Origin of the sequence: Salipiger sp. CCB-MM3 (genome assembly GCF_001687105.1) — a bacterium.
In the GTDB taxonomy this organism is placed as follows: domain Bacteria; phylum Pseudomonadota; class Alphaproteobacteria; order Rhodobacterales; family Rhodobacteraceae; genus Salipiger.
Genome location: NZ_CP014595.1, coordinates 26626 through 53220 on the forward strand (window position 1 = coordinate 26626; position 26595 = coordinate 53220).

Consider the following 26595-nt stretch of genomic DNA (forward strand, 5'->3'; position numbering starts at 1 on the left):
GGATAGCGCGAGGGGGCTGCACGTTGTGTGCAATCGCATGCGGTTGGGCGTGATTGCTTGCGTGAAACGTGCATGGTTTGCGTTCTGTGTGCGTGTTATGCGTAGCTGATGTGAAATGAATGCATGAGGTTTGCCCCCTGTGGCCTTCGACCGTTTTGACCGTCTCATCCTTGACGCGCTGCAGCGTGACGGCGCGCTGACCAATGCGCAGCTGTCGCAGGTGGTGAACCTGTCGCCCTCGCAATGCTCGCGCCGCCGCGCCGCGCTCGAGACGGCAGGGGTGATCGAGGGCTATCGCGCGCGGCTTGACGCGGGGCGGCTCGGGCTCGGGATACGGGTGGTGGTGCGGGTGAACCTGCGGGTGCACGACAAGACCACCGACAGCGATTTCTCGCGCTGGATCGACCGGCAGCCCGAGATCCAGTCGGCCTTTTCGGTGTCGGGGGATGCCGATTACGTGCTGCACGTCCGCGCGCGCGATCTCGAGAGCTTCTCGACCTTCCTGCACGAGCGGCTGCTGCAGATGCCGCAGATCTCGCAGGTGCGCTCTGACTTCGTGCTGAAGACGCTGAAGGACAGCGATGCCATGGACTTGTCGGGGCTGGTGGGCTGATCGCCCCAGCCCCGACGGTTCGGCTCAGATATGCAGCGCGCGCGCCTGCGTCAGCGCCGAGGCAAGGCTGCGCGCTGCGCTCTGCCGCGCGTCGCCAAGGATGATCGCCTGCGGCTGCAGGGACGAGCGTCCGGCGGCATCGGTGGGGCACCAGTGGTCGGCGCCGGTGAGCCCAGAGGCCCGTGCAAGCGTTGCCGCCCCCTGCGGCGGGATGAAGTTGACCACATCCGCGTGCAGCCGTCCGGCGGTGGTCTCGATCCAGCCGTCGGGCGCAGAGAGCGCGGTGACCATGCCGCCCTCGCGCGGGCCAAGCCAGTGCGCCTCGAGCCCCTTGGGGACCAACGCGTGAAAGGTCGCCGCAAGCCCCGCAGCCGCGCCGCCGTCGAGCACCGTCAGCCGGGCCGAGGGGCGGTGCTTTGCAAGGTGATCGGCCAGCGTCAGCGCACGCGACAGCGCGATCTGTGGATGGCTCAGGCCCGATGCAGGCAGGCGCAGCACCACGTGGCCGTTCTCGGGCAGCGCGGCAAGCTGGGCCGAGAGCCGCAGCGCCTCGCGCCGATTGCCCCATGCGGCGGGCAAGCGGTGGCGCGCGGCGGCGTCAAAGCCGGGGATCTCCTCGGGCAGCGCGGCGATGCCGGGCGCGATGACAAGCTGATCGAACCCGGTGCTGCGCCCGCTGAAGCCCTGCAGCTCTGCGCGTTGCCAGTCGATTTCGGTCACCTCGTCGATCATGATCTCGACCCCGGCGGCCTGCAACTCCGCCAGCGTCGGCCCGGCCTCGGGGCGGGCGAAGGCCGGGCTGGCGGCGCGGGCCAGGCGCGTGGGATCGCGCTCCACCAGCACCACCGACGCGCGCGGCGCGCTGCGGGCGAGGGCGAGGGCGGCGCTGGCCCCGGCAGGGCCGCCGCCGACCACAAGTGCACGGGCGCGGCCCGGCAGGGTGAACGGGGCGAGCGCGGCCCCGCAGAGCAATGCGGCGCCAAAGCCGCGGCGCGTGAGGCGCGTCATGATCCGTCTCCTTTTTGCTTTTTTTCAAGCAGTTCCGCCTCGGGGTGAATGGGGCGGTAGATCTCTACCCGGTCGCCGTCCTTCACCGGCTTGTCGAGTTTCGCCACCGTCCCGAAGATGCCGACCTTCATCTCGGCAAGGTCGATCTCGGGGAATTCCCCAAGCAGGCCCGAGCGCTCGATCACGTCGCGCACCGTGGCGCCCTCGTCGATCTCGAAGCGTTTCCACACCTGCGCGGTGGGTTTGGCATAGGCGCATCCGACGTTCATTCGCTCTCTCCCATTTCTCCCATGTCGGGCTCGGGCTGCAGCACGCCCACGGCGGTGAACACCCGCGCCGGGTCGGCGCTGCCGCGCCCCGCGGCGCTTTGCGTGCTGCGCCGGTCGAGCAGCGCCTTCAGCGCCAGCAAGCCGCCCAGCACCAGAAAGCCGCCCGGCGGCAGGATCATCAGCAAAAACCCTTGATAGCCGGGGATCACCGTGGTCTCGAGAAAGCCAAAGCTCGGCCCGAGCAGCACCGAAGCCCCGGCAAAGATCGTGCCCGCGCCGAGGATTTCGCGCAGCGCCCCCAGCAGCACCAGCGCGGCGGTGAACCCGAGCCCCATCATCAGCCCGTCCCAGCCCGCAGCGATCGGGTGCTGGCGCGAGGCGAAGGCCTCGGCGCGGCCAAGGATGGCGCAATTGGTGACGATCAGCGGGATGAACAGGCCAAGCTGCCGGTGCAACTCATGGGCAAACGCGTTGAGCCCCATGTCCACCGCCGTCACGAGGCAGGCGATGATCAGCACGAAGGCGGGGATGCGGATGTCGGGGGTGATCACATGGCGCAGCAGCGAGACCGCCAGACCTGAGGCGATCAGCACCGCCGTCGTCGCCAGCCCCATGCCGAGCCCGTTGGTCGCGGTGCCGGTCACCGCCAGCAGCGGGCAGAGCGCAAGGAGCTGGCCAAAGACCACGTTGTTGTCCCACAGCCCGTCGCGGGCGATGCGCGTGTAATCGGTCATGGCTTGGCTCCTTCTGCTGCGGTGAGGATCGCCGCGCGCTGCCGCTCGTACAGCGCGAGGCCGCGGGCGACGGTGGCCACCACCGCGCGCGGGGTGATCGAGGCGCCGGAGAACTGGTCGAAGATCCCGCCGTCGCGGGCGATGTGCCATCCCTCGGGCGCGGTATTGGCGAAGCTGCGTCCGGTAAAATCCTGAACCCATTCACTTTTGGCGGCCTCGATCTTGTCGCCCAAACCCGGAGTTTCCGCATGCGACAGCACCCGGACGCCGCTTAGCGTGCCGTCCGGGGTGATCCCGATCAGCACCCGGATCGCGCCGCCATAGCCGTAGCCGGTCAGCTCGAAAGCGGCGCCGGTGACCTCTCCGTGAAGGGTGGCACGATGCACGTTCAGCGGCCCCTCGGTGGGGTCCGCCAGCGCCAGCGGGTTCTGCGCCGGGTCGTTGTCATGCGCCATGGTCAGCACCTGCGAGAGCGAGGCGCGCATGTCCTCGGCCTCGCGCGCCGCAATCGGGCCCATGGTCAGCTGGTCGGTGAGCGCCAGCGTCATCGCGCTGCCAAGGCCGAAGAGCCCCAGCGCAAGCCCGGCGGCGAGCGGCGTGTCGCGCAGCGCCCGCAGGCGCGGGGGTTTGGGCTGCAGGGTGTCGCTCATGCCTTCTCTCCCAGCTTGTCGGTCAGCGGCAGCGGCTTGCCCGCGCGGGTGCGGCCAAAGACACGCGGGCGCACATAGGTGTCGATCAGCGGCGTCACCGCGTTCATCAGCAGCACCGCGAAGGCCACGCCTTCGGGAAAGGCGCCCCATGTGCGGATGACGAAGATCAGCGCGCCGACGCCGATGCCATAAATCGCCTTGCCCGCTCCGGTGACTGGCGAGGTGACGTAATCGGTGGCGATGAAGAAGGCGCAGAGCATCAGCCCGCCCGAGGTCAGATGCAGCAGCGGCGGGATGAAATGCTCGGGGTTAAGCGCATGGCCGATGGCGGCAAGGATGAAGACAGATCCCAGCACGGTGAGCGGGATCACCAGCGTGATGATCCGAAGGAGCACCAGCGCGATGCCCCCGCCAAGCAGCAGATAGGCCGAGGTCTCGCCAAGGCTGCCCGAGATCATCCCCTGCGCGTGGGTTTTCAGGTCCGGCAGCCCGGCGAGGATCTCGGCCATGGGCACCCCGGCGTCGAGGCTGCTTTGCACGTGGTTGAGCGTCGAGGCGCTGCTGACTGCGTCGAAGCCGGTGCCGCCGCCAAAGGTGATCGCCGCCGCCTGCGCCAGATCGGGACCGGCACCGCCAAGCGGTGCGACCCATGTGGTCATCTGCACTGGCAGGGCGATCAGCAGCATGGCGCGGGCGACCATCGCGGGGTTGAAGAGGTTCTGCCCCAGCCCGCCAAAGGCGTGTTTGGCCAGCAGGATCGCGATGCCTGCCCCGGTGACGCCCAGCCACCACGGCGCCCAGGGCGGCAGCGACAGCGCCAGCAGCCAGCCGGTCAGCACCGCCGAGCCGTCCGACAGCCCGCGCAGCAGCGGTTTTCCCGCGAGCGACAGGGCCAGCGCCTCGGACAACAGCGCCGACAGCAGCGTCACCGCAAAGAGCAGCGCGGCGGGCCAGCCGAATTGCGCCATACCAAAGAGCGTCGCGGGGGTCAGGCAGACCATCACCGCCACCATGGTGCGCGGCACGTTGAACATCGAATGGGTGTGCGGCCCGGCAATGATGCGAGGAAGGCTCATTTGGTGACCTCCGTATCCGTGGCGGCGGCTGCGGCTGCGGCCTCCTTGGCGCGCTTCTTCTCGGCGTCGCGCTTTTTCTTTTCGGCCATCTCGGCCTTGCGCTTGGCCATGGCGGCGCGTTTGGCCTCGGCCACGGCCTCTTCGCGGGCGGTGCGCTCGGCGGCGAGGCGCTTGGTGGCCTCCTGCTGGTGCTTGCGGCTCTGGCTCTCGGCCAGCGCGCCCTTGGCGTAGTTGAAGGCCTGCACCAGCGGGATCGACGAGGGGCAGATATACGAGCAGGAGCCGCAGGAGACGCAATCCATCAATCCGACACCCGCCGCGCCGTCGAGGTCCTCGGCCTGAATGCGGGCGTTCATCTCGAAGGGCATCAGCCCGCAGGGGCAGACCTGCACGCAAGAGCCGCAGCGGATGCAGGGGTGCGGCTCGGTGGCGCGGGTCTCGGCGCGGGTGAGGGCGAGCACGCCGTTGGTGCCTTTGACGATGGGCACGCGCAGGTTCTGCACTGGCTGGCCCATCATCGGCCCGCCCAGAAGCAGCCGGTCCGGCTCGCCCTGCAGGCCGCCGCAATGCTCCAGCAGATCCGCCACCGGCGTGCCGATCAGCACCCGAAGGTTGGCGGGCTGACCGACGCCGCGCCCCGAAACGGTGACCACGCGCGAGATCAGCGGCTCGCCGTAGCGCACGGCGGCATGCACCGCCTGCGCGGTGGCGGCATTGTGCACCACCACGCCCAGCTCGGCGGTGAGCGCGCGGGCCGGGGTCTCCATCCCGGTGACGGTCTGCACGAGGTGCTTTTCCGAGCCCATGGGATATTGCGTCGGCACCACTTTGATCTCGAGCCGCATGCCCATCGGTAGGTTGTGGCGCTGCAGCGCGTCGGCGGCCTCGGGCTTGTTCGACTCGATGGCGACGATCAGCCGCGAGACCCCCAGCGCCCGCGCCATGATCGCCGCGCCATCGGCGACTTCCTCTGCCTGCTCGCGGATCAGCCGGTCGTCGCAGGTGAGGTAGGGCTCGCATTCGGCGGCGTTGATGATCAGCGTGTGCAGCTGGTATTTCGCGCGCAGGTTCAGCTTCACCGCTGCGGGGAAGGTGGCCCCGCCCATGCCGACGATCCCGGCCTCGGCGACGCGGGCGGCAAGATTCTCGGGGCTGGCGGTCTCGGGGCGCAGGCGCGGCAGGCGCGGGCCCCATTCGTCGGCGCCATCGGGGCGCAGGGTGATTGTCGGCACCGGCAGACCGGAAGGATGCGGCGCGGTGAAATGGCCCACCGCGATGATCTCGCCCGAGGTGGGCGCATGAACATTGGCCGACACCGGCCCGCGTGCGCGGCCGATCAGCTGGCCCTTGAGCACATGGTCGCCGCGCCGCACCAGCGGCTCGGCCTCGGCCCCGATGTGCTGCTGCAGCGGGATGCGCAGGAGCTTGGGCATGGGCAGCGGCTCGATCGCGCAATGGGCGGCAAGGAACTTGCGGCCCTCGGGGTGCACACCGCCGCGGATGCCGAAAAGCTGGGCCGGTTTGCGCAGGGCAGAGAGCGACAGAAAGCTCATGCCAGCCTCCGGACGGTCTGGGCGGTCTGGGCTGTCTGCGGTTTCTCCCAGTACCAGCTGCGCAGGGTGCGGGGCTTCTTGCGCAGAAGGATCGCTTGGGTCGGGCAGACCTCGACGCATTCGTTGCAGCCGATGCAGGCGTCGGGGATCACCGTGTGGATCTGCTTGGCCGCGCCGAGGATGGCGTCGGTCGGGCAGCGTTTGAAACACTTGGTGCAGCCGGTGCAATGGTCCTCGAAGATGAAGGCGATGCGCGGGGTCGTGTCGGCCATGTCGCCCGGCGCGGGCGGCGCAATGCCGGTGATCTCGGCCAGCTGCAGCACCACGTCGCGCCCGCCCGGCGGGCAGAGGGTGAGCGGCGCGCCGCCTTCGGCGATGGCTTCCGCCGCGCCCGAGCAGCCGGGAAAGCCGCATTGGCCGCAGTTGGTGCCGGGCAGGGCGGCGGTGATCTCTTCGACGATGGGCGGGGCGTCCACCTGCAGGCGGCGGGCGGCGACGCCCAGAACAAGGCCCAGTGTCACGCCAAGGGCAGACATGGTGGCGGCGGCGGCAAGCATGGTCGTATCCTCCGAACGTGGCGGATCAATTGGGCACGAGACCGGCAAAGCCCATGAACGCCATGGACAGCAGGCCCGCGGAAATGAAGGAGATGGGCACCCCGGCAAAGGCCGCGGGCACCGAAAGCTGGGCGAGTTTCTCGCGCAGCCCGGCAAAGATCACGAGCACCAGCGTGAACCCCAGCGCCGAGCCGAAGCCGTAGAGCAGGCTCTGCGCGAAGTTGTGCTCTTCTTGAATGTTCAGCAGCGCGACGCCGAGCACCGCGCAGTTTGTGGTGATCAGCGGCAGATAGATGCCAAGCGCGCGGTAGAGCACCGGGGACATCTTGCGCATCACCGCCTCGGTGAACTGCACGATGGCGGCGATCACCAGAATGAAGGCGAGGATGCGCAGATATTGCAGGCCCAGAGGCAGCAGCAGCGCGGTTTCGATCACCCATGAGGCGGCGGCGGCGAGGGTCAGCACGAAGGTCGTGGCAAGCCCCATGCCGATGGCCGCGTCGGTCTTGCGCGAGACGCCCATGAAGGGACAGAGCCCGAGGAACTTCACCAGCACGACATTGTTCACCAGCGCGGTGCCCAGCAGGATCAGGAAAATCTCGCTCATCTTGGTCTCCTCTGCCGCGTCTCTGCCTCTGCGGGGCGGCGGTGGAGAGGGTGAAGCAAGGCCCGTGCCAAGCGGATTTCGCGCGTCGTTTCCGTGTGGTTTCCGTGTGGTTTCCGTGTGGTTTCTGTGGGGTGGCTGGCATTCGTGGCGCCTGCGCGTCGCCGCTGTCGCAATGGCTACAAAATGTCGGACAGGGGGCGGATGGGCCCACGGGGCGCGGGGGCCGGCGCTGAAGGTGCAGGCGCTCACAGACTTGGCACGGCACTTGCTTGGCTTTGAGGCACACGCCGTGACACGCGCGCCGCCAGAGGGAGACCCGCGCCATGACCAAAGGAAGTCTGACGTTCACCGATGTCGATCTGACGGTGACCGTGCCTGCGGGCACGCGGATCATCGAGATCTCGGAAAAAGTGGGGGCGGGGATCGTCTTCGGCTGCCGCGAGGGCGACTGCGGCACCTGCATCACCCATGTGCTCGAGGGCTCTGAACATCTGTCGGACCCCTCCGCGCTGGAGCTTCGGGTCCTGCGCGAAAACTTGGCCGGGCAATCCGACCGGCTGGCCTGCCAGTGTCAGGTGCTGGGCGGCGCGGTGAAGGTGAAGCCGGGCTGACGGTCGGCGGTTGGGCGAAATGTCAGAAGTTGGAGGGCCGAAGATGGATACCACCGAAAGCAATAGCCCCAGCGATACGCCGGGTTTCCTGCGCGAGACCCTGCGGGTGATCGGCGCCCGCGACGGTCAGATCGAGCTGGAACTGCGACGCACCGCCGGATGCGCCGCCTGCGCGGTGCGCGAGACCTGCGGTCCGCACGCGCTGACCGAGATGGCCGCCGCGCGCAAGACCCATCGCACCGAGCGGCTCGTGCTGCCCCACGCGGGACCGGCACAGCCCGGTGACAGCGCGGTGGTGGTCATGCCGTCTGCGGCCTTTCTCGGGGCGGCGGGGCTGATGTACCTTCTGCCGGTGCTGATGCTGGTCCTCTGCGTCAGCCTGTGCAGCGCGCTGGGGATCTCGGACGCGCTGGCCGCGGCGCTCTGCATCCCCGCGCTTGCCGTCTCCTTCCTGCCGTTTCGCGCCAGCGAGCGGCGCGGACGGCTGGCAGCGGGGATCAGGATCGAGCGGATCATCCCGGCCAGATCGCGCGCATGAGTGCCCGCGCCCTGCGACTGTGGGCGCTGGCGGTGCTGCTTGTGGCGGCGCTTGGCTTCGGGCTGCGAACGGGGCGCGGCGGCGAATATCGCGAGACGGTCTATGTCTTCGGCACGCTTGTCGAGATCGTCATTCAGGGCGAGCGGCCCGCGCGCGCACGGGCGGCGGCGGGCGACGTGGCGCAGCTGCTTCAAGGGCTGCACGGCGCTTGGCACGCATGGCAATCGGGCGCGCTGAGCGATCTCAACGCCGCGCTGGCCAGCGGAGAGCCTGCCTCGGTGCCGCCAAATCTGGCCTCGGCGCTGTCGCGGGCGCGGGACCTCTCCTGTGCCAGCGGCGGGCGGTTCGAGCCCGCGATTGGCGCGTTGATCGGCCTCTGGGGCTTCCATCAGGACACGCCGCCGGAAGGCGCGCCACCGGACCCAGCGCGGATCGCCGCGTTGCGGGCAGCGCAGCCAAAGATGACCGATCTCATTCTAGACGGCACACGCGTTCGCTCGACCAACCGGGCCGTGCAGCTTGACCTCGGCGGCTTTGCCAAGGGCGCGGCGCTGGAACAGGCGGTGGCCGTGCTGCACGCGCGCGGGATCGAGAACGCGGTGCTCAACGCGGGCGGCGACGTCACGGTGAGCGGCGGCAATGGCGCGCGGCCCTGGCGGGTGGCGATCCGCGATCCCTTTGTCTGGGGAGCGGTCGCCTCTGTCGCATTGAAACCTGGAGAAAGCCTATACACATCAGGAAATTACGAGAGATACTTCGAGTACTCCGGCACACGTTTCGCGCATATCATCGACCCGAAGACAGGCTGGCCGGTCCAGCAGATCGTCTCGGTCACGGTGCTGGACAGCGACCCAAGCCGCGCCGATGCGGCGGCCACCGCGCTGTCGGTTGCCGGGGCGCAGGACTGGCCGCAGGTCGCCTCTGACATGGGCGTGGATGCGGTGCTGCTGATCGACGAGGCCGGGCGGATGTTCGCGAGCCCTCGGATGCGCGCGCGGCTGTCGCCGGTCGGCGATGGCTTTCCGGCAGAGATCACCGAAGTGCCGCTGCCGCCCGCGATTGCGCGCCACTGCGCACCGGCTGGCATGAGTTTTGCTGAAATCCGAAAGAGCGGCCCTTCGCGGGTGGCCTTCCTTCCACACAGCAAGTGAGCACAGCCATGGCCAATATCACCTTCCAATCCCCGATCATGCAACGCGACAAAACCGTCTACGCCGTCGCCGGCAACACCGCGACGATCCTCGCGCTCGCCAAAGAGCATGAGATCCCGATCCCCTTTGATTGCGGCGATGGCGACTGCGGGTCGTGCCTGATCGAAGTGACCTCGCTCGAGGACAAGCCCGCGATGGGCTTGGCCCTGACCGAAAAGGAAAAGGCGCGGCTCAAGGAGCTTTCGAAGCTGACCCCGGCAGAGATCGAGAACGCCGAGGTCAACGACATGCCGCCGCGCTACCGGCTGGCGTGCCAGTTCATCGCGCGCAACGAGGATGTGCTGGTGCGCTTCAGCGGCGCGCCGGGCGGCTCGGACTGAGCCACGCACGACCCAAACACCCAATCACAGGAGCGACAGATGAAAACCAACATGAAGCTGCCGAATGTCACCTTTCGCACGCGGGTGCGCGACGAGAGCGTCGGCGGGCCCAACCCGTTTCGCTGGCAGGACATGACCACCGCCGATTACTTCAAGGGCAAGCGGGTGATCCTCTTCTCGCTGCCGGGGGCGTTCACGCCCACCTGCTCAACCTACCAACTGCCCGGGTTCGAGGAGAATTTCGCCCGGTTCCGCGACCTTGGCATCGACGAGATTTATTGCCTGTCGGTCAACGACAGCTTTGTGATGAACCAATGGGCGCGCGCGCAGGGGATCGCGCATGTGAAGGTCATTCCCGACGGCTCGGGCGAGTTCACCCGGCGCATGGGGATGCTGGTCGGCAAGGACAACCTTGGCTTTGGTCAACGCTCTTGGCGGTATGCGGCGATCGTCAATGACGGCGTGGTCGAGGCGTGGTTCGAAGAGCCCGGCCTGATGGACAACTGCCCCGACGATCCTTACGGCGAGAGCTCGCCGGACACTCTGCTTGCCTATCTCGAGACCGCAGCGGTGGCCGCGGAGTAGGGCGCGCGCCGCCCCCCTTTTGGAACCGCCTTCAACACCCCGCCCATGCTGGCGGGGTGTTCGCGTCTCAGGGCGGCGAGGGCCACTTGGCACGCGGCTTGCTGGATCAGGGCAGGCGCAGTGCCGCCCCGCGCGGCGGATGGGTGCTGCGCGCATCCGACATCCAGACAAAGGAATGCAGCCCATGGCCAAGATTGGCATCTTTTTCGGAACCGACACCGGCAACACCCGCAAGATCGCGAAGCAGATCAAGCGCCAGTTCGACGATGAGCTGATGGCGAAGCCGCTGAACGTCAACCGCACCGAGGTCGATGACTTCATGAGTTACGACTTCCTGATCCTCGGCACGCCGACGCTGGGCGACGGGCTCCTGCCCGGCCTCAGCGCCGATGCCGAGAGTGAAAGCTGGGAAGAGTTCCTGCCCAAGCTCGAGGAGCAGAGCTTTGAGGGCAAGACCATCGCGATCTACGGGCTTGGCGATCAGGTGACCTATCCGCTGGAGTTCATCAACGCCGTCTTCTTTCTGCATGAGTTCTTTGAAGAGCGCGGTGCCAAGATGGTCGGCTACTGGCCGACCGAAGGTTACGGCTTCGAGGAGTCCATGGCGGTCGACGGCGATCACTTCCTTGGGCTGGCGCTCGATCTCGACAATGAATCCATGCTGACCGAAGAGCGGCTCGCGGGCTGGCTGGCGAGCATCGCCGAGACCTTCGGCCTGCCGGCCTCTGCGGCCAGCGACGCGGCCTGATCCGGCCTTTCCCTCCAACACCCGTTATGGCGCGGCTCCGATGGTTCGGGGCCGCGTCCTTTTTGGGGCAGTGCGAATATGGGGTGCGACTGTCGGTCTTTGTCGGCTTTTGTCGGCTTTGCTCCAAGCTCCAAAAATCTTCGTAAGCCTCTGATTGTAAACCACCTTCGTGATTTCTTCGGCTTGGCACGCTCCCTGCTTCTTACTCATCGAGCGCGGTCGCGCACCGTCTCGACCATGACACCGAACGAAGCAACCAAAGGAACCGATTATGAGCGAACTTCGTCAGATCGCCTTCTACGGCAAGGGTGGGATCGGCAAGTCCACCACCTCGCAGAACACCCTCGCAGCGCTGGTCGAAATGGGTCAGAAGATCCTGATCGTCGGCTGCGACCCCAAGGCGGACTCCACCCGCCTTATCCTCAACTCCAAGGCGCAGGACACCGTGCTGCACCTTGCCGCCGAGATGGGCTCGGTAGAGGACCTCGAGCTCGAAGACGTGCTCAAGGTCGGCTATCAGGACATCAAATGCGTCGAGTCCGGCGGCCCCGAGCCGGGGGTCGGCTGTGCCGGTCGCGGCGTGATCACCTCGATCAACTTCCTCGAGGAAAACGGCGCCTATGACGATGTCGATTACGTCTCTTATGACGTGCTCGGCGACGTGGTCTGCGGCGGCTTCGCCATGCCGATCCGCGAGAACAAGGCGCAGGAAATCTACATCGTCATGTCCGGCGAGATGATGGCGCTCTATGCCGCCAACAACATCTCGAAGGGCATTTTGAAGTACGCCAACTCCGGCGGTGTGCGCCTTGGCGGCCTGATCTGCAACGAGCGTCAGACCGACAAGGAACTGGAACTGGCCGAAGCGATGGCCGCCAAGCTGGGATCGAAGCTCATCCACTTCGTGCCGCGCGACAACATCGTGCAGCACGCGGAACTGCGTCGCCAGACGGTGCTGCAATATGCGCCCGAGTCCCAGCAGGCCGACGAGTACCGCCAGCTGGCCAAGAAGATCCACGAGAACTCGGGCAAGGGTGTGATCCCGACCCCGGTCACCATGGACGAGCTGGAAGAGATGCTGATGGAGTTCGGCATCATGCAGTCCGAGGAAGAGCGTCTCGCAGCCATCGCTGCCTCCGAAGCGCAGGCCGGCTGAGACGGCCCGACCCCAGAGCCACCGGAGGCCGCGCGCTGCGGCCTCCATCCCCCCGGAAATCAGTGAGAGGAGCCAAAAGGATGGCCAAGGATCACGCAAACGGGCCGGAAGATTATGAGGCGATGATCGAGGAAGTCCTCGAAGCCTATCCGGCCAAGGCGAAGAAACGCCGCGCCAAGCACCTGACGGTGTCGAAGCCTTCGGAAGAAGAGCCCGATGCCACCACCGGGATCGCGTCGAAATGCGACACTCAGAAATCCAACGTCAAGTCCGTGCCGGGCGTGATGACCATCCGGGGCTGCGCCTATGCGGGCTCTAAAGGGGTGGTCTGGGGACCGGTGAAGGACATGGTGCATATCTCGCACGGCCCCGTGGGCTGCGGGCAGTACTCGTGGTCGCAGCGCCGCAACTACTACATCGGCAAGACCGGCGTGGACAGCTTCGTGACGATGCAGTTCACCACCGATTTCCAGGAAAAGGACATCGTCTTTGGCGGCGACAAGAAGCTGGCCAAGACCATCGACGAGATCAACGAGCTGTTCCCGCTGTCGAACGGCACCACGATCCAGTCGGAATGCCCGATCGGCCTCATCGGCGACGACATCGAAGCGGTCGCCCGCCAGAAGAAGAAGGAAACCGGCAAGACCATGGTGCCGGTTCGCTGCGAAGGCTTCCGCGGTGTGTCGCAGTCGCTGGGTCACCACATCGCCAATGACGCGGTGCGGGACTGGGTGTTCGAACAGGAAGAAAGCGACGCGGTAAAGGCCTATGAGCCCGGGCCTTACGATGTGAACGTCATTGGCGATTACAACATCGGCGGCGACGCTTGGGCCTCGCGCATCCTACTCGAAGAGATGGGCCTCAACGTGGTCGGCAACTGGTCCGGCGACGCGACGCTGGCCGAGATCGAGCGCGCCCCCAAGGCCCGGCTCAACCTCATCCACTGCTACCGGTCGATGAACTACATCTGCCGCTACATGGAGGAGAAGCACGGCATCGGCTGGATGGAGTACAACTTCTTCGGCCCGACCCAGATCGCCGCGAGCCTGCGCGCCATCGCCAAGAACTTCGACGAGACCATTCAGGAAAACGCCGAGAAGGTCATCGCCAAGTATCAGCCGCTGGTCGACGAGGTGATCGCCAAATACAAGCCGCGCCTCGAAGGCAAATCGGTGATGCTCTACGTGGGCGGGCTGCGTCCGCGCCACGTGGTGACGGCCTATGACGATCTGGGCATGGTCATCGCCGGCACCGGCTATGAGTTCGCCCATGGCGACGACTACAAGCGCACCGGCCACTACGTGAAGGAAGGCACGCTGATCTATGATGACGTCACCGGCTACGAGCTGGAGAAGTTCATCGAGCGCGTGCGCCCCGATCTCGTCGGCTCGGGCATCAAGGAGAAATACCCGGTGCAGAAGATGGGCATCCCGTTCCGCCAGATGCACAGCTGGGACTACTCCGGCCCGTATCACGGCTATGACGGCTTCGCGATCTTCGCCCGCGACATGGACATGGCGGTGAACTCGCCGGTCTGGAACCTCTATGACGCGCCTTGGGAAGCCGGTCAGGCCATCGCCGCCGAGTAACCCTTCGCGTTTTCCCAGCGCCGGGGGGCCATTGCTCCCGGTCCCCCGGCGCCCCTCCCACATGATCCCCTCAACAGGCGCGTCTCGGAATGCGGACGGCCAACAGAAGGAATACATCCATGCCCCAGTCCGGCGACAAGGTGCTCGACCACGCACCGCTCTTCCAGCAGCCCGAATACAAGGAGATGCTGGCCAACAAGAAGATGAAGTTCGAATGCGGCCATCCCGACGAGCTGGTCACCGAGATCGGTGACTGGACCAAATCGTGGGAATACCGCGAGAAGAACCTTGCCCGCGAGGCGCTGACGGTTAACCCCGCCAAGGCCTGCCAGCCGCTCGGCGCGGTGTTTGCCGCCGCAGGCTATGAGCAGACGCTGTCCTTCGTGCACGGCAGCCAAGGCTGCGTCGCCTATTACCGCTCGCATCTGTCGCGCCACTTCAAGGAGCCCAGCTCCTGCGTGTCGTCCTCGATGACCGAGGATGCGGCGGTCTTTGGCGGGCTGGTCAATATGGTCGACGGTCTGGCCAACGCCAAGGCGCTCTACGATCCCAAGATGATCGCGGTCAGCACCACCTGCATGGCCGAGGTGATCGGCGACGACCTCAACTCCTTCATCATCCAGTCGAAGGAAAAGGGATCGGTCCCCGAGGATTTCGACGTGCCCTTCGCGCATACCCCGGCCTTCGTCGGCAGCCACGTCGATGGCTATGACAACATGCAAAAGGGCATCATCAGCCACTTCTGGGAAGGAGAGGAACGCACCGAAACCGACAAGATCAACATCATCCCCGGCTTCGACGGGTTCGCCGTCGCCAACAACCGCGAGATCACGAAGATGCTGGATGCCATGGGCGTCGAGTTCAGCTTCCTGTCGGATGTCTCAGACGTCTACGACACGCCCTCGGACGGCGAGTTCCGCATGTATGATGGCGGCACCAAGCTCGACGAGGCCAAGGCGGCGCTGAACGCCAAGGCGACGATCTCGATGCAGGAATACTGCAGCCCCAAGACGCTGGAATATATCGCGGGCAAGGGGCAGGAGACCGCCGCGCTGCACTATCCGATGGGTGTGCAGGGCACCGATGAGTTCCTGATGAAAGTGCAGGAACTGACCGGCAAGGAGATCCCCGAGGAACTGCGGCTCGAGCGTGGCCGTCTGGTGGATGCCATCGCCGACAGCCAAGCGTGGCTGCACGGCAAGACCTTCGCGATCTACGGCGATCCCGATTTCGTCTACGGCATGACCCGCTTCGTCATGGAACTGGGCGGCGAGCCGGTGCACTGCCTTGCCACCAACGGCAACAAGAAGTGGGCCGCCAAGATGGAAGCGCTTCTGGCCTCTTCGCCCTTCGGCAAGCAGGGTCAGGTCTGGGCGGGCAAGGACCTGTGGCACATGCGCTCGTTCCTCAACACCGAGCCCTGCGACATGCTGATCGGCAACAGCTACGGCAAGTATCTCGAGCGCGACACCGGCACGCCGCTGATCCGTCTGGCCTTCCCGATCTTCGACCGCCACCACCACCACCGCTTCCCGACCATGGGGTATCAAGGCGCGCTGACGGTGCTGGTCAAGCTGCTGGATACGGTGTTCGACAAGCTCGACGACGACACCATCGTACCGGGCGAGACCGACTACAGCTACGACCTGACCCGCTGATTAGGGGCAGGGCGAACAGGACACCGGCCGCGGGAGACCGCGGCCGGTGTTTTTCTGGCGTCGCCCCGACACGCCCGTGATCAAGGCGAAGCCGCCGGGCGAGGCACCGCGCCCCTTAGGGCCGCACGTAGGCGTAGCCGTCTTCCTGAAGCTCGATCAGCCGCACCACGCCCGAGGGCACCACGCTGGCCTCTTCCAGCAGCACGACTTTCTCGCCGGTCTTCTTCTCCATCCCGGCGATCGTATTGGCGCAGGCCGAGAAGGTGATCGGCAGTTCCAGCGACATGGTCTCGATGCGGTCCTTCACAGGGCTCTTGCCCTCGACCAGCATGTGCAGGCCGGGCCCGTAGGCGACCATCTCGATGACCACCTCATCACCCACCTCGGCATAATAGGCCGCGAGATTCTGGGCGTTGTTGAGCGCCATATTGAGCACATGCGGCTCGTTCTGATCGACGTGGATCGCCACGTGATGGGTTTTTCCTGCTGCCATGGCCATTGCAGGCGCAGCCGCCAGAATGGCGGCGAGCGCGGTTCTCCTGATCATGTTGGTCTCCTCCCTAAGACACTAAAATCATACATTCGAATGCATTGTTTTGATAGCGCCTTCTGCGCGGCCTCAGGATAGTGCCCAGCGTTTCGGATGCCCCATTGTCGGGAAAGCTACAGGCGCTTCACGCCCCGGTAAGGCCTCGCGTGCCCTTGAAAACAGAGGCCAATGGCGGATGGCACGGCGCTTGCTTGGATACCTCGAACCCGCGCGAGGAGACCCCAAGATGGCCGATGCCCTGAAAGACAAGATCGCCGATGTCTTTGACGAGCCCGCCTGCGGCACCAACGTCTCGAAGTCCGAGCAGCAGCGCAAGAAGGGCTGCGCCAAGCCGCTGACCCCGGGCGCGGCGGCGGGGGGCTGCGCCTTTGACGGCGCCAAGATCGTGCTGCAGCCCATCGTCGACGTGGCGCATCTGGTGCATGCGCCGCTGGCCTGCGAGGGCAATGGCTGGGACAACCGGGGCGCGGCCTCTTCGGGATCCGAGCGCTACCGCACCGGCTTCACCACCGACATGAGCGAGCTCGACATCGTCATGGGGCACGGCGAGCGCAAGCTCTTCCGCGCCATCCGCGAGGTGATCGAGGCCGAGGCGCCGCCGGCGGTCTTTGTCTATGCCACCTGCGTGCCGGCGCTGATCGGGGATGACATCGACGCGGTCTGCCGCGCCGCCACCGAGAAATTCGGCACGCCCTGCATTCCGGTCAACGCGCCCGGCTTCGTCGGCTCCAAGAACCTCGGCAACAAGCTGGCGGGCGAGGCGATGCTGGATCACGTCATCGGCACGCTGGAGCCCGAGACGCTCACCCCCTACGACATCAATATCGTCGGCGATTACAACCTGTCGGGCGAGCTGTGGCAGGTCAAACCGTTGCTCGACAAGCTGGGGATCCGCATCCTCGGCTCGCTGGCGGCGGATGCGCGCTACAAGCAGGTCGCCTATATGCACCGCGCCAAGGTGACGATGATGGTCTGCTCCAAGGCGCTGATCAACGTCGCCCGCAAGCTCGAGGAACGCCATGGCGTGCCGTGGTTCGAGGGGTCTTTCTACGGCATCTCCGATACTTCCGCTTCGCTGCGCGAGATGTGCCGCATCCTTGTGGAGCAGGGCGCCGACGCCGAACTTCTGGACCGCTGCGAGGCGCTGATCGCCGATGAAGAGGCGGCGGTCTGGGCGCGGCTCGAAGGCTTCCGCGCGCGGGTCGAGGGGCGGCGGGTACTGCTCTACACCGGCGGGCACAAGTCGTGGTCGGTGGTGGCGGCGCTGCAGGAGCTGGGGATGGAGGTGATCGGCACCTCGGTCCGCAAGGCCACCGAAGAGGACAAGGCCCGCGTCACCGAGATCATGGGCGACGACAAGCATATGTTCGACAATATGGCGCCCAAGGACATGTACCGGCTGCTCAAGGACGCGGGCGCCGATGTGCTGATGTCCGGCGGGCGTAGCCAGTTCGTCGCGCTGAAGGCGCGCATGCCCTGGGTCGATGTGAACCAGGAAAAGCACGAGCCCTATGCGGGCTACATGGGGATGGTCGATCTGCTGCGCGCCATCGACCGCGCGGTGAACAACCCGATGTGGGAAGAGCTGCGCGCGCCCGCGCCATGGGAGACGCCGCTGACCGAGACCCGCACCCTGCCGCCGCTGAGTGGAGAGTGCCCGGTCACCGGGATCGCCGGAACGGGCAGGGCGGTTTCGCTGGTGCCGCCGCTGCCGCCCTCGGGCGCTGCCCTGGCCGCGCCGGTGGAGGTCGCAGGCTTCACCTCCTCCACCACCGATTTCGAGGATTGCTGACATGGCCAAGCTGACCCATCCCAAGCGCGCGCTTTCGACCATGCCGCTGAAAAGCTCGGCCCCGCTGGGCGCGGCGCTGGCCTATCTCGGGATCGACCGGGCGATCCCACTGTTTCACGGATCGCAGGGCTGCACCGCCTTTGCCATGGTCCACCTCGTGCGCCACTTCAAAGAGGCGGTGCCGCTGCAGACCACGGCGATGAACGAGGTCTCGACCATTCTTGGCGGCGCCGATCAGATCGAAGAAGCCATCGAGAACCTGCGCAAGAAGAGCGCGCCGGAGTTCATCGGCATCGCCTCGACCGCGCTCACCGAGACGCGGGGCGAGGATGTGCCGGGCGATCTGCGGCTGATCCTGCAGCGGCGCGAGGATTTTGCAGATACTAAAGTGGTCTATGCCTCGACGCCCGATTTCGACGGCGCGCTGCAGGATGGCTGGGCCAAGGCGGTGGAAGCCATCGTTTCTGATTTGGTGCCGCGGGTGACCGAGCGCGACGTGGATCTGCGGCAGGTCACCTTGCTTGCGGGGGCGCATCTGACGCCCGGCGATATCGACGAGCTGACGCGGCTGATCCGTTCCTTCGGGCTCGAGCCGCTGGTGCTGCCGGACATCTCGGGCTCGCTCGACGGCCATGTGAGCGACGACTGGTCGGGCGCCACCCAAGGCGGCACGCCGGTGGCGCGCATCCCCGAGGCGGCGCGCAGCGCCTTCACGCTGGCCATCGGCGAGAGCATGCGCAAAGCGGCGCAGATCATCGAGGATCGCGCCATGGTGCCGTATCGCGTGTTCCAGTCGGTCACCGGGCTAAAGCCGGTGGACGCGCTGGTGCGCACGCTCATGGCGCTTTCGGGCGTTGCCGATCCGCCGCCCTCGGTAAAGCGCGACCGTGCGCGGCTGGTGGATGCGGCGCTGGACGCGCATTTCCACACCGGCGGCGTGCGGGTGGCCCTCGGGGCCGATCCGGACCTGCTGTTCTCGCTGTCGACCGCGCTTACCTCGATGGGCGCCGAGATCGTCGCGGCGGTCACCACCTCGCAGCATTCGCCGCTTTTTGACCGGATGCCCTGCGACGAGGTGGTGCTGGGTGATCTGGGCGACCTCAGGCGCGGTGCCGAGGCGGGCGCGGCGCAGATCCTGCTCACCCACAGCCACGGCCGGCATCTGTCGGAGGCGCTGCATCTGCCGCTGATGCGCGTGGGCTTCCCGATCTTCGACCGCATCGGCGCGCAGGATGTCTGCCGCGTCGGCTATCGCGGCAGCCGCGCCTTTCTCTACGAGTTCGCCAACATCATGCAGGCGCAACATCACCGTGCGACGCCGGAAGACTTTGGCGCCGCCCCCATCCCAGAGGAGTTCGATCATGTCCCGCACATTGCGCGTCATTGACAGCGCCACTTCAGACGGACCTGCGCCGGGCGAGACGCCCCTGCGCATCGCCATCGCCACCAACGACATGGAAACCCTCGGCGCGCATTTCGGCAGCGCCAAGAAGTTCGCGATCTACGAGGTCTGGCAAAGCGGCTTTCGGTTCATCGAGGCGCATGCCTTCGACAATGTCACCGGCCAGAAGGGCAAGCACGACGATCAGGATGACAAGATCACGCCCAAGGTCGAGGCGCTTGAGGGCTGCGCGCTGCTCTTTGCGCTGGCCATCGGCGGGCCCTCGGCGGCCAAAGTGGTGAAAGCCGGGATCCATCCGATCAAGCGCAAGGACCCCGAGCCGATCAGCGACGTGCTGGCCCAGACGCAGGAGATGCTGCGCGGCACCCCGCCGCCATTCCTGCGCAAGATACTCGGCACGTTTCAGAAACCCGATTTCATGGATGAAGAGGAGTGGGCCTGATGGTCTCGGATACCCTAGAGGCCCCGCGCGGGGGCGACATGGTGCAAAGCGAATTCCTGACCCAGCTCGCCGCGGTGATCCGCGCCGAGGACAGCTATGGGCAGTGGGACGGCAAGTCCGATGCCGAGCTGATGGATGAGTTCATCGTGACCCGCGAAGAGCGGCGCGAAATCCCGATCATCGGCGATCCCGATCCCGACGTCATGTGGCGCATCGGCAAGTTCTACGATGCGGTCGGGCTGATGATCGAGAAAAAGACCGGCTGCATGGCCAGCCAGATGCAGAAGATGAGCCACGAGGGCTTTGGCCGCATCGTGCTGATCGCGGGCAAGCTGGTGGTGGTCTCCAAGCATCTGCGCGACGTGCATCGCTTTGGCTTCGAGACATGGGCCAAGCTTGCCGAGGCGGGGGAAAAGCTGGTCGAGAGCGCCGCCGAGATCATCGACACCTATCCCGACGCCGCGAAGGGCTGAGGCGATGATCCGCATCGCCCCGCTGCCCGCCGCGAAACCCGTGGTGAACCTGCCGCCGCTGGTCGCGCGCCGCCCCGCCGGACGTACGCCTGCCTCGCGCTTTCTGCGCGGGCTGACCCCACCGAAAGGACCCCAGAACGAACCCCAGAAAGGATCAAAAGGATGACCGTCGAAGATCTGGAAAAACGCGTCAAGAAACTGTCGATGCGCTCGACCGACGCCAAGATGAACCTGCACGATCTGGCCGAGGAACTGCCCACCGACTGGCAGAAGATCCCCGAAGTGGCCGCCGCGACCTATGAGGTGTTCAAGGAACTGACCGAGGCGCGCAAAGAGCTCAAGTCCGCCAAGAAAGCGGCGGAGGAAAGCGCATGACACGCACGGCGCTCACCCGGGGCGGCACGGAATATGTGCCCGAGTTTCTCATGGCGATCGACCCCGAGAAATGCATCGGCTGCGGGCGCTGCTACAAGGTCTGCGGCCGCGGTGTGATGACGTTGCACGGGCTGACCGAAGATGGCGCTCTCGTGCGGCCGGGCACCGCCGAATACGATGATGTCGAGGATGAGATCATCAAATCGGTGATGACAATGGTCGCGCCCGATCTCTGCATCGGTTGCGGGGCCTGCGCGCGGGTCTGCCCGTCGGATTGCCAGAGCCATGCAGCTGTTGACTGATCTTCCCGCGGTGCAGGGCGCGCTTGCCGCGGCCATGCTGTCGCGCTCGGATTTTGCCTGCATCCTTGACCATGCGCTTGCCGAACGTGAGGCCGGGCAGGGGCCGCTGACCGAGCGGCTTGGCCTTTCGGGGGCCGAGATCGTGCGGCTGCGGGATCGCTGGTCGCCCTCGGCGGAGCTGCCGGACCTGAGCCTGCCTGCGCCGCAATATTCCGCCGACCAGCAGGCAATCGCCACGCTGATCCTGTGGCGCGCGGGCGCCACGGACGATGAGGCGCGCTGGCTTGCCGCGATCCTCGCCCGGCGCGCCATGGAGCGGCGGCACCTGTGGGAAGACTGCGGGCTGCCCTCGCGCGTGGCGCTGAGTGGGCTTATCGCGCGGTATCTGCCGGGGCTCGCCGCCGCCAACAGCCAGAACATGCGCTGGAAGAAGTTCTTCTATCGGCAGATCTGCTCGGATACGGCGTTCTCGCTGTGTCTGTCGCCCACCTGCGACGATTGCGAAGAACGGGCGGATTGCTTTGCCCCAGAGTGACAGGCACGACTTGCTGGCCGGAGCCGAGGCGCCGCACAGCAACCCCGAGGAGGGGGCCGAGGTGATCGCCGCGGCGCTTGAGGCTGCGCCCGATGACGCGGAAGTGCGGCTCGCGGCCTATCGCTTCTATTACTACACCCATGATTACGCGGCTGCGCGGATGCAGGCGCATGTGCTGCTGGGCCATGTGGCGCGGCGGCTCAACGTCTCGCCCGACTGGCGCGAGGTGCGCGCCACGGACGCCGATTTCACCGCCCATGAGTTCGCGCCGGGGATGTTCCTGCAGGTGCTCGTGGCGATCGGCTATTGCGCCGCCCGCACCGGCCAGAGGTCCGAGGCCGAGGACGTGCTTGCCAAGGCCGCCGAGCTTGATCCCACGGATCGTTTCGGCGGGCGCTGGATCCTCGATATCCTCGCGCAGTCGGGGGACGACGCCTAAGCCCCCCTGGGTAAGCCCCACTGGGACTGTCGGCTTTTGTCGCACCTGTCGCAAATCATTCATTGTCGCGACATGGTTTGACGAATTTCCCATAAAATCAATGGATCACATGGCGCGCGCAACTTGGCACGCTGCTTGCTTCATCTCTTCCGATGCCACCTCAGCACCGCACAGGAGAGCAAGATGATCGAGATCACCGAACCCGCCCGCAGCGCCATCAAGACCGCCATCGACGGCGCCGGGCAGCCCGTCGCGGGCCTTCGCGTCATGGTTCAGGGCGGCGGCTGCGCCGGGATGAAATACGGCATGGCGCTGGAACTCGAAGCCCAGCCCGACGACGCCATCATCGAAGCTGGCGAGGTCACCGTGCTCGTCGATCCCGAAAGTCAGGCGCACCTGACCGGCACCAAGATCGACTTCGTCACCGGGATCGAAGGCTCGGGCTTCGTTTTCGACAACCCCAACGCCCAGTCGTCCTGCGGCTGCGGCAAATCCTTCTGCTAAGGGAGCGGGCGCGATGTGGGACTACTCGGAAAAGGTCAAGGAATACTTCTTCAACCCGCGCAACGCTGGCGCTCTGCTCGATGCCAACGCGGTGGGGGAAGTGGGCTCGCTGTCCTGCGGTGACGCGCTGAAGCTCATGCTCAAGGTGAACCCCGAAACCGATGTGATCGAAGACGCCAAGTTCCAGACCTTCGGCTGCGGCTCGGCCATCGCTTCGTCCTCGGCGCTGACCGAACTGATCATCGGCAAGACGATCACCGAGGCGCGGCGGCTGACCAATCAGGACATCGCCGACTTCCTCGACGGTCTGCCGCCCGAGAAGATGCATTGCTCGGTCATGGGCCAAGAGGCGCTGCACGCCGCCGTCGCCGCCTATACCGGCGAGGCGCTGGACGAGGATGACCACGAAGAGGGCGCGCTGATCTGCAAGTGCTTTGGCGTTGACGCCGGAATGATCGAGCGCGCGATCCGCACCAACAAGCTGACCTCGCCCGAGATGGTGACCTTCTACACCAAGGCGGGCGGCGGCTGCAGCTCGTGCCGCGAGCCGCTCGAGGAACTGCTGGCCGACACCAATGCCGCGATGGTGGCTGAAGGGGTGATCGCCGCCTCCGAAGCCTTCGTGTTCGGAGCGGCCCCCGCTTCGGCGCCGAAGAAGAAGGCGCAGGGCTTTGTCATCCCCGACCAGCCGCCGACGCCCAAGGCACCGCCGCAGCCCTCGGCACCTGTGCAAATCGAACCCGTGCAGATTGAACCTGTGCAGACCGCTGCGCCGTCCCAGATCGCCATGCCCAATGGCGCGGTGATCTCGGCCACGCGCGATGCCGCCGCCGAACAGATGCCGCGTCCGGCCGCGCCCACGCCCGCCGCCGCAGTGGCCCCCGAAGTTCCCTCGGGGCTCAGCCCCGCCAAGGAGGCGATCATCTGCGCCAAGATCATCGAGGAGCTGCGCCCGATCTTCCGCCGCGACGGCGGCGACGTCGAGATGGTGGATATGGAGGGCTCGCTGGTCCTCGTCCATCTCACCGGCGCCTGCTCGGGGTGCCAGCTGGCGTCGCAGACGCTGGGCGGCATCCAGATGAAACTTTCCGAGGCACTTGGCCGCCCCATGCGCGTCATGCCCGTCGCCAAGACCTGAGGAGGCCGCACGATGGAACCCGTTTACCTCGACAACAACGCCACCACCCGCGTCTTTCCCGAGACCGTCGCGAAGATGCTGCCCTATTTCTCCGAGCAGTTCGGCAATGCCTCGTCGATCCATGCCTTCGGCTCGGAGGTTGGCGGCGCGCTGCGCAAGGCGCGCAAGTCGCTGCAGGCCCTGATCGGGGCGGAGTTCGATCACGAGATCATCTTCACCTCGGGCGGCACCGAGTCCAACAACACCGCGATCCGCTCGGCGCTGCAGGTGATGCCGGGACGCAACGAGGTGATCACCTCGACCGTCGAGCATCCGGCGATCCTGTCGCTCTGTGACTGGCTGGAAAAGCACGAGGGCGTGGTGGTGCACCGCATCCCCGTGGACAAGCTCGGCCGTCTCGAGATCGACGCCTACCGCGAAGCGCTGTCGGAGAAGACCGCCATTGTCAGCTTCATGTGGGCCAACAATGAGACCGGCACGATCTTTCCCGTGGATGGTCTGGCGGAGCTGGCGCATGAGGTCGGCGCGCTGTTTCACACCGATGCGGTGCAGGCGGTGGGCAAAGTGCCGATCGACCTCAAGAGCACCGAGATCGACATGCTCTCGCTCTCGTCGCACAAGTTCCACGGGCCGAAAGGGCTGGGCGCGCTCTACCTGCGCAAGGGCACGCGGTTCCGTCCGTTGCTGCGCGGCGGGCATCAGGAACGCGGGCGCCGCGCCGGGACCGAGAATGCCCCGGCGATCATCGGGCTTGGCCATGCGGCAGAGATGACGCTGCAGACCATGGCCGAGGATGGCGCGCGGATGGCGGCGCTGCGCGACAAGCTCGAGACCGGGCTCATCGAGAGCATCGGCCATTGCTTCGTCACCGGCGATCCGCACGACCGGCTGCCCAACACCGCCACCGTGGCGTTTGAGTATATCGAGGGCGAGGCGATCCTGCTCAAGCTCAACGCCGCCGGGATTGCTGCCTCGTCGGGGTCGGCCTGCACCTCTGGCTCGCTGGAGCCGAGCCATGTGCTGCGGGCGATGGACATCCCCTTTACCGCCGCGCATGGCGCGATCCGCTTCTCGCTCAGCCGCGAGACCACCGAGGCCGAGATCGATCATGTGCTGAAGGTGATGCCCGAGATCATCGCCGGGCTGCGCACCATGTCGCCCTTCTGGTCCGAAGCGGGCGCCAAGCCCGACGGTTTCAACCCCGAATACGCCTGAGGTGCCTGCCATGTCCTTCCTCTCCTCTCAGCCACAGGTCGCGATCTGCGACACCACCCTGCGCGATGGCGAGCAGACCGCCGGCGTCGCCTTCACCCTGACCGAGAAACGCGACATCGCCCGTGCGCTCGACCGCGCCGGTGTCGCCGAGATCGAGCTGGGCATCCCGGCGATGGGCTGGGACGAGGTGGCCGACATGCGGGTGCTGGCGGCGGAGCTGACCCGCGCCGAGCCGGTGGCCTGGTGCCGCCTGCGGATGAGTGATCTGGACATGGCGATGAAGACCGGGGTGCGGCGGGTGCATTTCGCCGTCCCCACATCGAAGAAGCAGCTTGATGGCAAGCTCGGCCGCAGCCCCGACTGGCTGCTGGCCGAGACTGCCGCGCTGGTGTTCTGCGCCGTGGACCGCGGGCATGTGGTCTCGGTCGGAGCCGAAGATGCCAGCCGTACCGATCCCGAGTTCCTCGTGCGGCTCGCCGAGGTGGCGGCGGCGGCAGGGGCGGTGCGCTTCCGCATCGCCGACACGCTGGGTCTGCTCGATCCGATGGGGGCCTATCGGCTGGTGGCGGCGCTGGCCGAGCGCATCACGCTGCCCATCGAGATGCACGCGCACAATGATTTCGGCATGGCGACCGCCAACACGATGATGGCCTATCACGCGGGCGCGCCGTTCCTGTCGGTCACCGTGAACGGCCTAGGCGAGCGGGCGGGCAATGCCGCGCTGGAAGAGGTCGGCGCGGCGCTGGAGGCGAACGGCATCGCCACCGGCATCGACCTGACCGCGCTGCCCGCGCTTTCGGCGGTGGTGGCGCGCGCCTCGGGGCGGGCGCTGCCGGTGGCCAAGCCGATCACCGGCGATCTGGTCTTCGCCCATGAGGCGGGGATCCATGTGGACGCCATCCTCAAGAGCCCCGACACCTATGAAGACCCGCGCTGCGCGCCCTCGCGCTTTGGCCGCGAGCGGCAGATCGTGATCGGCAAGCACTCGGGTCTGGCAGGGCTGCGCGCGGCGCTGAGCGCCGCGGGCTTGCCTGCCACCGACGGTATCGCGCTGGCGCTGAAGCCGCATCTGCGCGCCCATGCGCAGCGGTTCAAACGGCCCGCCACGCCCGAGGATCTGCGCCGCATGGTGGCGCGCGTGTCGGGGCTGGCGCTGGTGCCGGATGCGGGGCAGGCGTCATGAGCCTGCGCCGCCTCATAAGCGCCGATTTCGCCGCCATCCGGCAGCGCGATCCGGCAGCGCGCGGCAAGCTGGAAACCGCGCTGACCTATCCCGGCCTGCACGCCACGGTGGCGCATCGGCTGGCGCATGGGCTGTGGCGGCGCGGCTGGCGCTTCTGGGCGCGGCTGCTGTCCTACGCGGCGCGCGCCGTCACCGGCATCGACATCCATCCCGGCGCTCAGATCGGGCCGGGGTTCTTCATCGACCATGGCGCCGGCGTGGTGATCGGCGAGACCGCCGAAGTGGGCCGCGACGTGACGCTCTATCACGGGGTCACCTTGGGCGGCGTGTCGTGGTCACCGGGCAAGCGCCATCCGACGCTTGGCGACGGGGTGATGGTGGGCGCGGGGGCCAAGATCCTCGGGCCGATCACCGTCGCCGCCGGGGCCCGTGTCGGGGCCAATTCGGTGGTCGTCGAAGCGGTGCCGCCGGGCGCGACTGTGGTCGGGATTCCCGCGCGCATCGTGCGCAGCGCGCCGCGTCCCAGCGCCGATCCCTATCGCGTCGACCTCAATCATCACCTGATCCCCGATCCCGTGGGCCGCTCGCTGGCCGGCCTGGCGGACCGTGTCGCCTTTCTCGAGGCACGGCTCGCCGCGCGCGACCGCGACCTGCAGCACCATGAGGCCCGCTGCCACGCCCCGGACGGGCGCCTGCAAGATGTGCCCACGGAGCGGCCGAACTGATTTCACCAAACCAAGCCACCCAACCAAGCAACAAGGA

32 protein-coding genes are annotated in these 26595 nt (G+C 66.5%); 23 read left to right on the forward strand and 9 right to left on the reverse strand.

Features of this window, described 5'->3' with window-relative positions:
• Positions 1–139 precede the first annotated feature (139 nt).
• On the forward strand, positions 140–613 hold the full coding sequence (locus AYJ57_RS00110; RefSeq protein WP_157373875.1) for an Lrp/AsnC family transcriptional regulator: 474 nt from the start codon (positions 140–142) through the stop codon (positions 611–613).
• 24 nt (positions 614–637) lie between these two features.
• Here AYJ57_RS00110 and AYJ57_RS00115 read toward each other — a convergent pair whose 3' ends face one another.
• The 8 genes from AYJ57_RS00115 to rsxA are packed head-to-tail and all read right to left on the reverse strand — an operon-like array spanning position 638 to position 7067.
• Entirely contained in the window at positions 638–1621 is a 984-nt protein-coding gene (locus AYJ57_RS00115; protein ID WP_157373877.1) for an FAD-dependent oxidoreductase, read from the reverse strand.
• Positions 1618–1890: an RnfH family protein gene (locus AYJ57_RS00120; protein WP_066099532.1), complete on the reverse strand. Its 273-nt coding sequence runs from the start codon at positions 1888–1890 to the stop codon at positions 1618–1620. The genes AYJ57_RS00115 and AYJ57_RS00120 overlap by 4 nt, the downstream gene beginning before the upstream one ends.
• Complete coding sequence (locus AYJ57_RS00125) at positions 1887–2624, reverse strand: electron transport complex subunit E (RefSeq protein ID WP_066099534.1); 738 nt, start codon at positions 2622–2624, stop codon at positions 1887–1889. The genes AYJ57_RS00120 and AYJ57_RS00125 overlap by 4 nt, the downstream gene beginning before the upstream one ends.
• Positions 2621–3274, reverse strand: a complete 654-nt coding sequence (locus tag AYJ57_RS00130) for an RnfABCDGE type electron transport complex subunit G (RefSeq protein ID WP_066099536.1) — start codon at positions 3272–3274, stop codon at positions 2621–2623. Before AYJ57_RS00130 ends, AYJ57_RS00125 begins: the two co-directional genes overlap by 4 nt.
• Complete coding sequence (locus AYJ57_RS00135) at positions 3271–4350, reverse strand: RnfABCDGE type electron transport complex subunit D (RefSeq protein WP_066099538.1); 1080 nt, start codon at positions 4348–4350, stop codon at positions 3271–3273. Before AYJ57_RS00135 ends, AYJ57_RS00130 begins: the two co-directional genes overlap by 4 nt.
• Positions 4347–5903 carry an electron transport complex subunit RsxC gene (rsxC, locus tag AYJ57_RS00140; protein ID WP_066099540.1) on the reverse strand — a complete coding sequence of 519 codons (1557 nt, stop codon included), beginning with the start codon at positions 5901–5903 and terminating at the stop codon, positions 4347–4349. The genes AYJ57_RS00135 and rsxC overlap by 4 nt, the downstream gene beginning before the upstream one ends.
• The gene (locus AYJ57_RS00145) at positions 5900–6460 is read right to left on the reverse strand and encodes an RnfABCDGE type electron transport complex subunit B (protein ID WP_066099542.1); all 561 of its coding nucleotides are present in this window, start codon (positions 6458–6460) and stop codon (positions 5900–5902) included. Before AYJ57_RS00145 ends, rsxC begins: the two co-directional genes overlap by 4 nt.
• A gap of 25 nt (positions 6461–6485) precedes the next feature.
• A complete protein-coding gene (gene rsxA, locus AYJ57_RS00150) occupies positions 6486–7067 on the reverse strand; it encodes an electron transport complex subunit RsxA (RefSeq protein WP_066099545.1) in 582 nt (193 codons plus the stop codon).
• A 323-nt stretch (positions 7068–7390) separates the two neighbouring features.
• Here rsxA and AYJ57_RS00155 point away from each other — a divergent pair, with 323 nt between their 5' ends.
• The 9 genes from AYJ57_RS00155 (at position 7391) to nifK (ending at position 15483) form a co-directional block, all read left to right on the forward strand.
• Complete coding sequence (locus tag AYJ57_RS00155; RefSeq protein WP_066099547.1) at positions 7391–7678, forward strand: 2Fe-2S iron-sulfur cluster-binding protein; 288 nt, start codon at positions 7391–7393, stop codon at positions 7676–7678.
• A 43-nt stretch (positions 7679–7721) separates the two neighbouring features.
• Positions 7722–8216, forward strand: a complete 495-nt coding sequence (locus AYJ57_RS00160; RefSeq protein ID WP_066099550.1) for a SoxR reducing system RseC family protein — start codon at positions 7722–7724, stop codon at positions 8214–8216.
• The gene (locus tag AYJ57_RS00165; RefSeq protein WP_066099552.1) at positions 8213–9367 is read left to right on the forward strand and encodes an FAD:protein FMN transferase; all 1155 of its coding nucleotides are present in this window, start codon (positions 8213–8215) and stop codon (positions 9365–9367) included. Before AYJ57_RS00160 ends, AYJ57_RS00165 begins: the two co-directional genes overlap by 4 nt.
• Before the next feature lie 8 nt (positions 9368–9375).
• Complete coding sequence (locus AYJ57_RS00170; RefSeq protein ID WP_066099553.1) at positions 9376–9747, forward strand: 2Fe-2S iron-sulfur cluster-binding protein; 372 nt, start codon at positions 9376–9378, stop codon at positions 9745–9747.
• A 39-nt stretch (positions 9748–9786) separates the two neighbouring features.
• The gene (locus AYJ57_RS00175; RefSeq protein WP_066099555.1) at positions 9787–10332 is read left to right on the forward strand and encodes a peroxiredoxin; all 546 of its coding nucleotides are present in this window, start codon (positions 9787–9789) and stop codon (positions 10330–10332) included.
• Between the two features lie 184 nt (positions 10333–10516).
• Positions 10517–11080 (forward strand): flavodoxin, encoded by a 564-nt coding sequence (locus AYJ57_RS00180; RefSeq protein ID WP_066099556.1) that lies wholly within the window; start codon positions 10517–10519, stop codon positions 11078–11080.
• A gap of 271 nt (positions 11081–11351) precedes the next feature.
• Positions 11352–12236: a nitrogenase iron protein gene (nifH, locus tag AYJ57_RS00185; RefSeq protein ID WP_066099558.1), complete on the forward strand. Its 885-nt coding sequence runs from the start codon at positions 11352–11354 to the stop codon at positions 12234–12236.
• A gap of 80 nt (positions 12237–12316) precedes the next feature.
• Positions 12317–13825, forward strand: coding sequence for a nitrogenase molybdenum-iron protein alpha chain (gene nifD, locus AYJ57_RS00190; RefSeq protein WP_066099560.1), 1509 nt, complete (start codon positions 12317–12319; stop codon positions 13823–13825).
• A 119-nt stretch (positions 13826–13944) separates the two neighbouring features.
• On the forward strand, positions 13945–15483 hold the full coding sequence (nifK, locus tag AYJ57_RS00195; RefSeq protein WP_066099562.1) for a nitrogenase molybdenum-iron protein subunit beta: 1539 nt from the start codon (positions 13945–13947) through the stop codon (positions 15481–15483).
• Positions 15484–15598: 115 nt separating this feature from the next.
• Here the strand turns inward: nifK and AYJ57_RS00200 are convergent, their stop codons facing one another.
• Positions 15599–16030 carry a DsrE family protein gene (locus tag AYJ57_RS00200; RefSeq protein WP_066099565.1) on the reverse strand — a complete coding sequence of 144 codons (432 nt, stop codon included), beginning with the start codon at positions 16028–16030 and terminating at the stop codon, positions 15599–15601.
• Positions 16031–16259: 229 nt separating this feature from the next.
• Here AYJ57_RS00200 and nifE point away from each other — a divergent pair, with 229 nt between their 5' ends.
• From nifE to cysE, 13 genes are all read left to right on the forward strand, one after another.
• A complete protein-coding gene (gene nifE / locus AYJ57_RS00205) occupies positions 16260–17825 on the forward strand; it encodes a nitrogenase iron-molybdenum cofactor biosynthesis protein NifE (protein WP_066099567.1) in 1566 nt (521 codons plus the stop codon).
• Position 17826: 1 nt separating this feature from the next.
• Entirely contained in the window at positions 17827–19212 is a 1386-nt protein-coding gene (gene nifN / locus AYJ57_RS00210) for a nitrogenase iron-molybdenum cofactor biosynthesis protein NifN (protein ID WP_066099568.1), read from the forward strand.
• The gene (gene nifX, locus AYJ57_RS00215; RefSeq protein ID WP_083191103.1) at positions 19187–19669 is read left to right on the forward strand and encodes a nitrogen fixation protein NifX; all 483 of its coding nucleotides are present in this window, start codon (positions 19187–19189) and stop codon (positions 19667–19669) included. The genes nifN and nifX overlap by 26 nt, the downstream gene beginning before the upstream one ends.
• A complete protein-coding gene (locus AYJ57_RS00220) occupies positions 19669–20142 on the forward strand; it encodes a NifX-associated nitrogen fixation protein (RefSeq protein WP_066099571.1) in 474 nt (157 codons plus the stop codon). The genes nifX and AYJ57_RS00220 overlap by 1 nt, the downstream gene beginning before the upstream one ends.
• A 162-nt stretch (positions 20143–20304) precedes the next feature.
• Positions 20305–20517 (forward strand): CCE_0567 family metalloprotein, encoded by a 213-nt coding sequence (locus AYJ57_RS00225; protein ID WP_066099573.1) that lies wholly within the window; start codon positions 20305–20307, stop codon positions 20515–20517.
• The gene (gene fdxB / locus AYJ57_RS00230) at positions 20514–20819 is read left to right on the forward strand and encodes a ferredoxin III, nif-specific (RefSeq protein WP_066099576.1); all 306 of its coding nucleotides are present in this window, start codon (positions 20514–20516) and stop codon (positions 20817–20819) included. The genes AYJ57_RS00225 and fdxB overlap by 4 nt, the downstream gene beginning before the upstream one ends.
• Entirely contained in the window at positions 20803–21354 is a 552-nt protein-coding gene (locus tag AYJ57_RS00235; protein WP_237220167.1) for a nitrogen fixation protein NifQ, read from the forward strand. Before fdxB ends, AYJ57_RS00235 begins: the two co-directional genes overlap by 17 nt.
• Positions 21341–21793 carry a hypothetical protein gene (locus AYJ57_RS00240; protein ID WP_157373879.1) on the forward strand — a complete coding sequence of 151 codons (453 nt, stop codon included), beginning with the start codon at positions 21341–21343 and terminating at the stop codon, positions 21791–21793. Before AYJ57_RS00235 ends, AYJ57_RS00240 begins: the two co-directional genes overlap by 14 nt.
• Positions 21794–21976: 183 nt before the next feature.
• A complete protein-coding gene (locus AYJ57_RS00245) occupies positions 21977–22297 on the forward strand; it encodes an iron-sulfur cluster assembly accessory protein (protein ID WP_066099580.1) in 321 nt (106 codons plus the stop codon).
• Between the two features lie 13 nt (positions 22298–22310).
• Positions 22311–23435 carry a Fe-S cluster assembly protein NifU gene (gene nifU, locus AYJ57_RS26605; protein WP_066099582.1) on the forward strand — a complete coding sequence of 375 codons (1125 nt, stop codon included), beginning with the start codon at positions 22311–22313 and terminating at the stop codon, positions 23433–23435.
• Positions 23436–23447: 12 nt separating this feature from the next.
• The gene (gene nifS / locus AYJ57_RS00255) at positions 23448–24650 is read left to right on the forward strand and encodes a cysteine desulfurase NifS (RefSeq protein ID WP_066099584.1); all 1203 of its coding nucleotides are present in this window, start codon (positions 23448–23450) and stop codon (positions 24648–24650) included.
• Between the two features lie 10 nt (positions 24651–24660).
• Positions 24661–25833, forward strand: a complete 1173-nt coding sequence (nifV, locus tag AYJ57_RS00260) for a homocitrate synthase (RefSeq protein WP_066099586.1) — start codon at positions 24661–24663, stop codon at positions 25831–25833.
• Entirely contained in the window at positions 25830–26558 is a 729-nt protein-coding gene (gene cysE / locus AYJ57_RS00265; protein WP_157373881.1) for a serine O-acetyltransferase, read from the forward strand. Before nifV ends, cysE begins: the two co-directional genes overlap by 4 nt.
• The last annotated feature ends 37 nt before the right edge of the window (positions 26559–26595 follow it).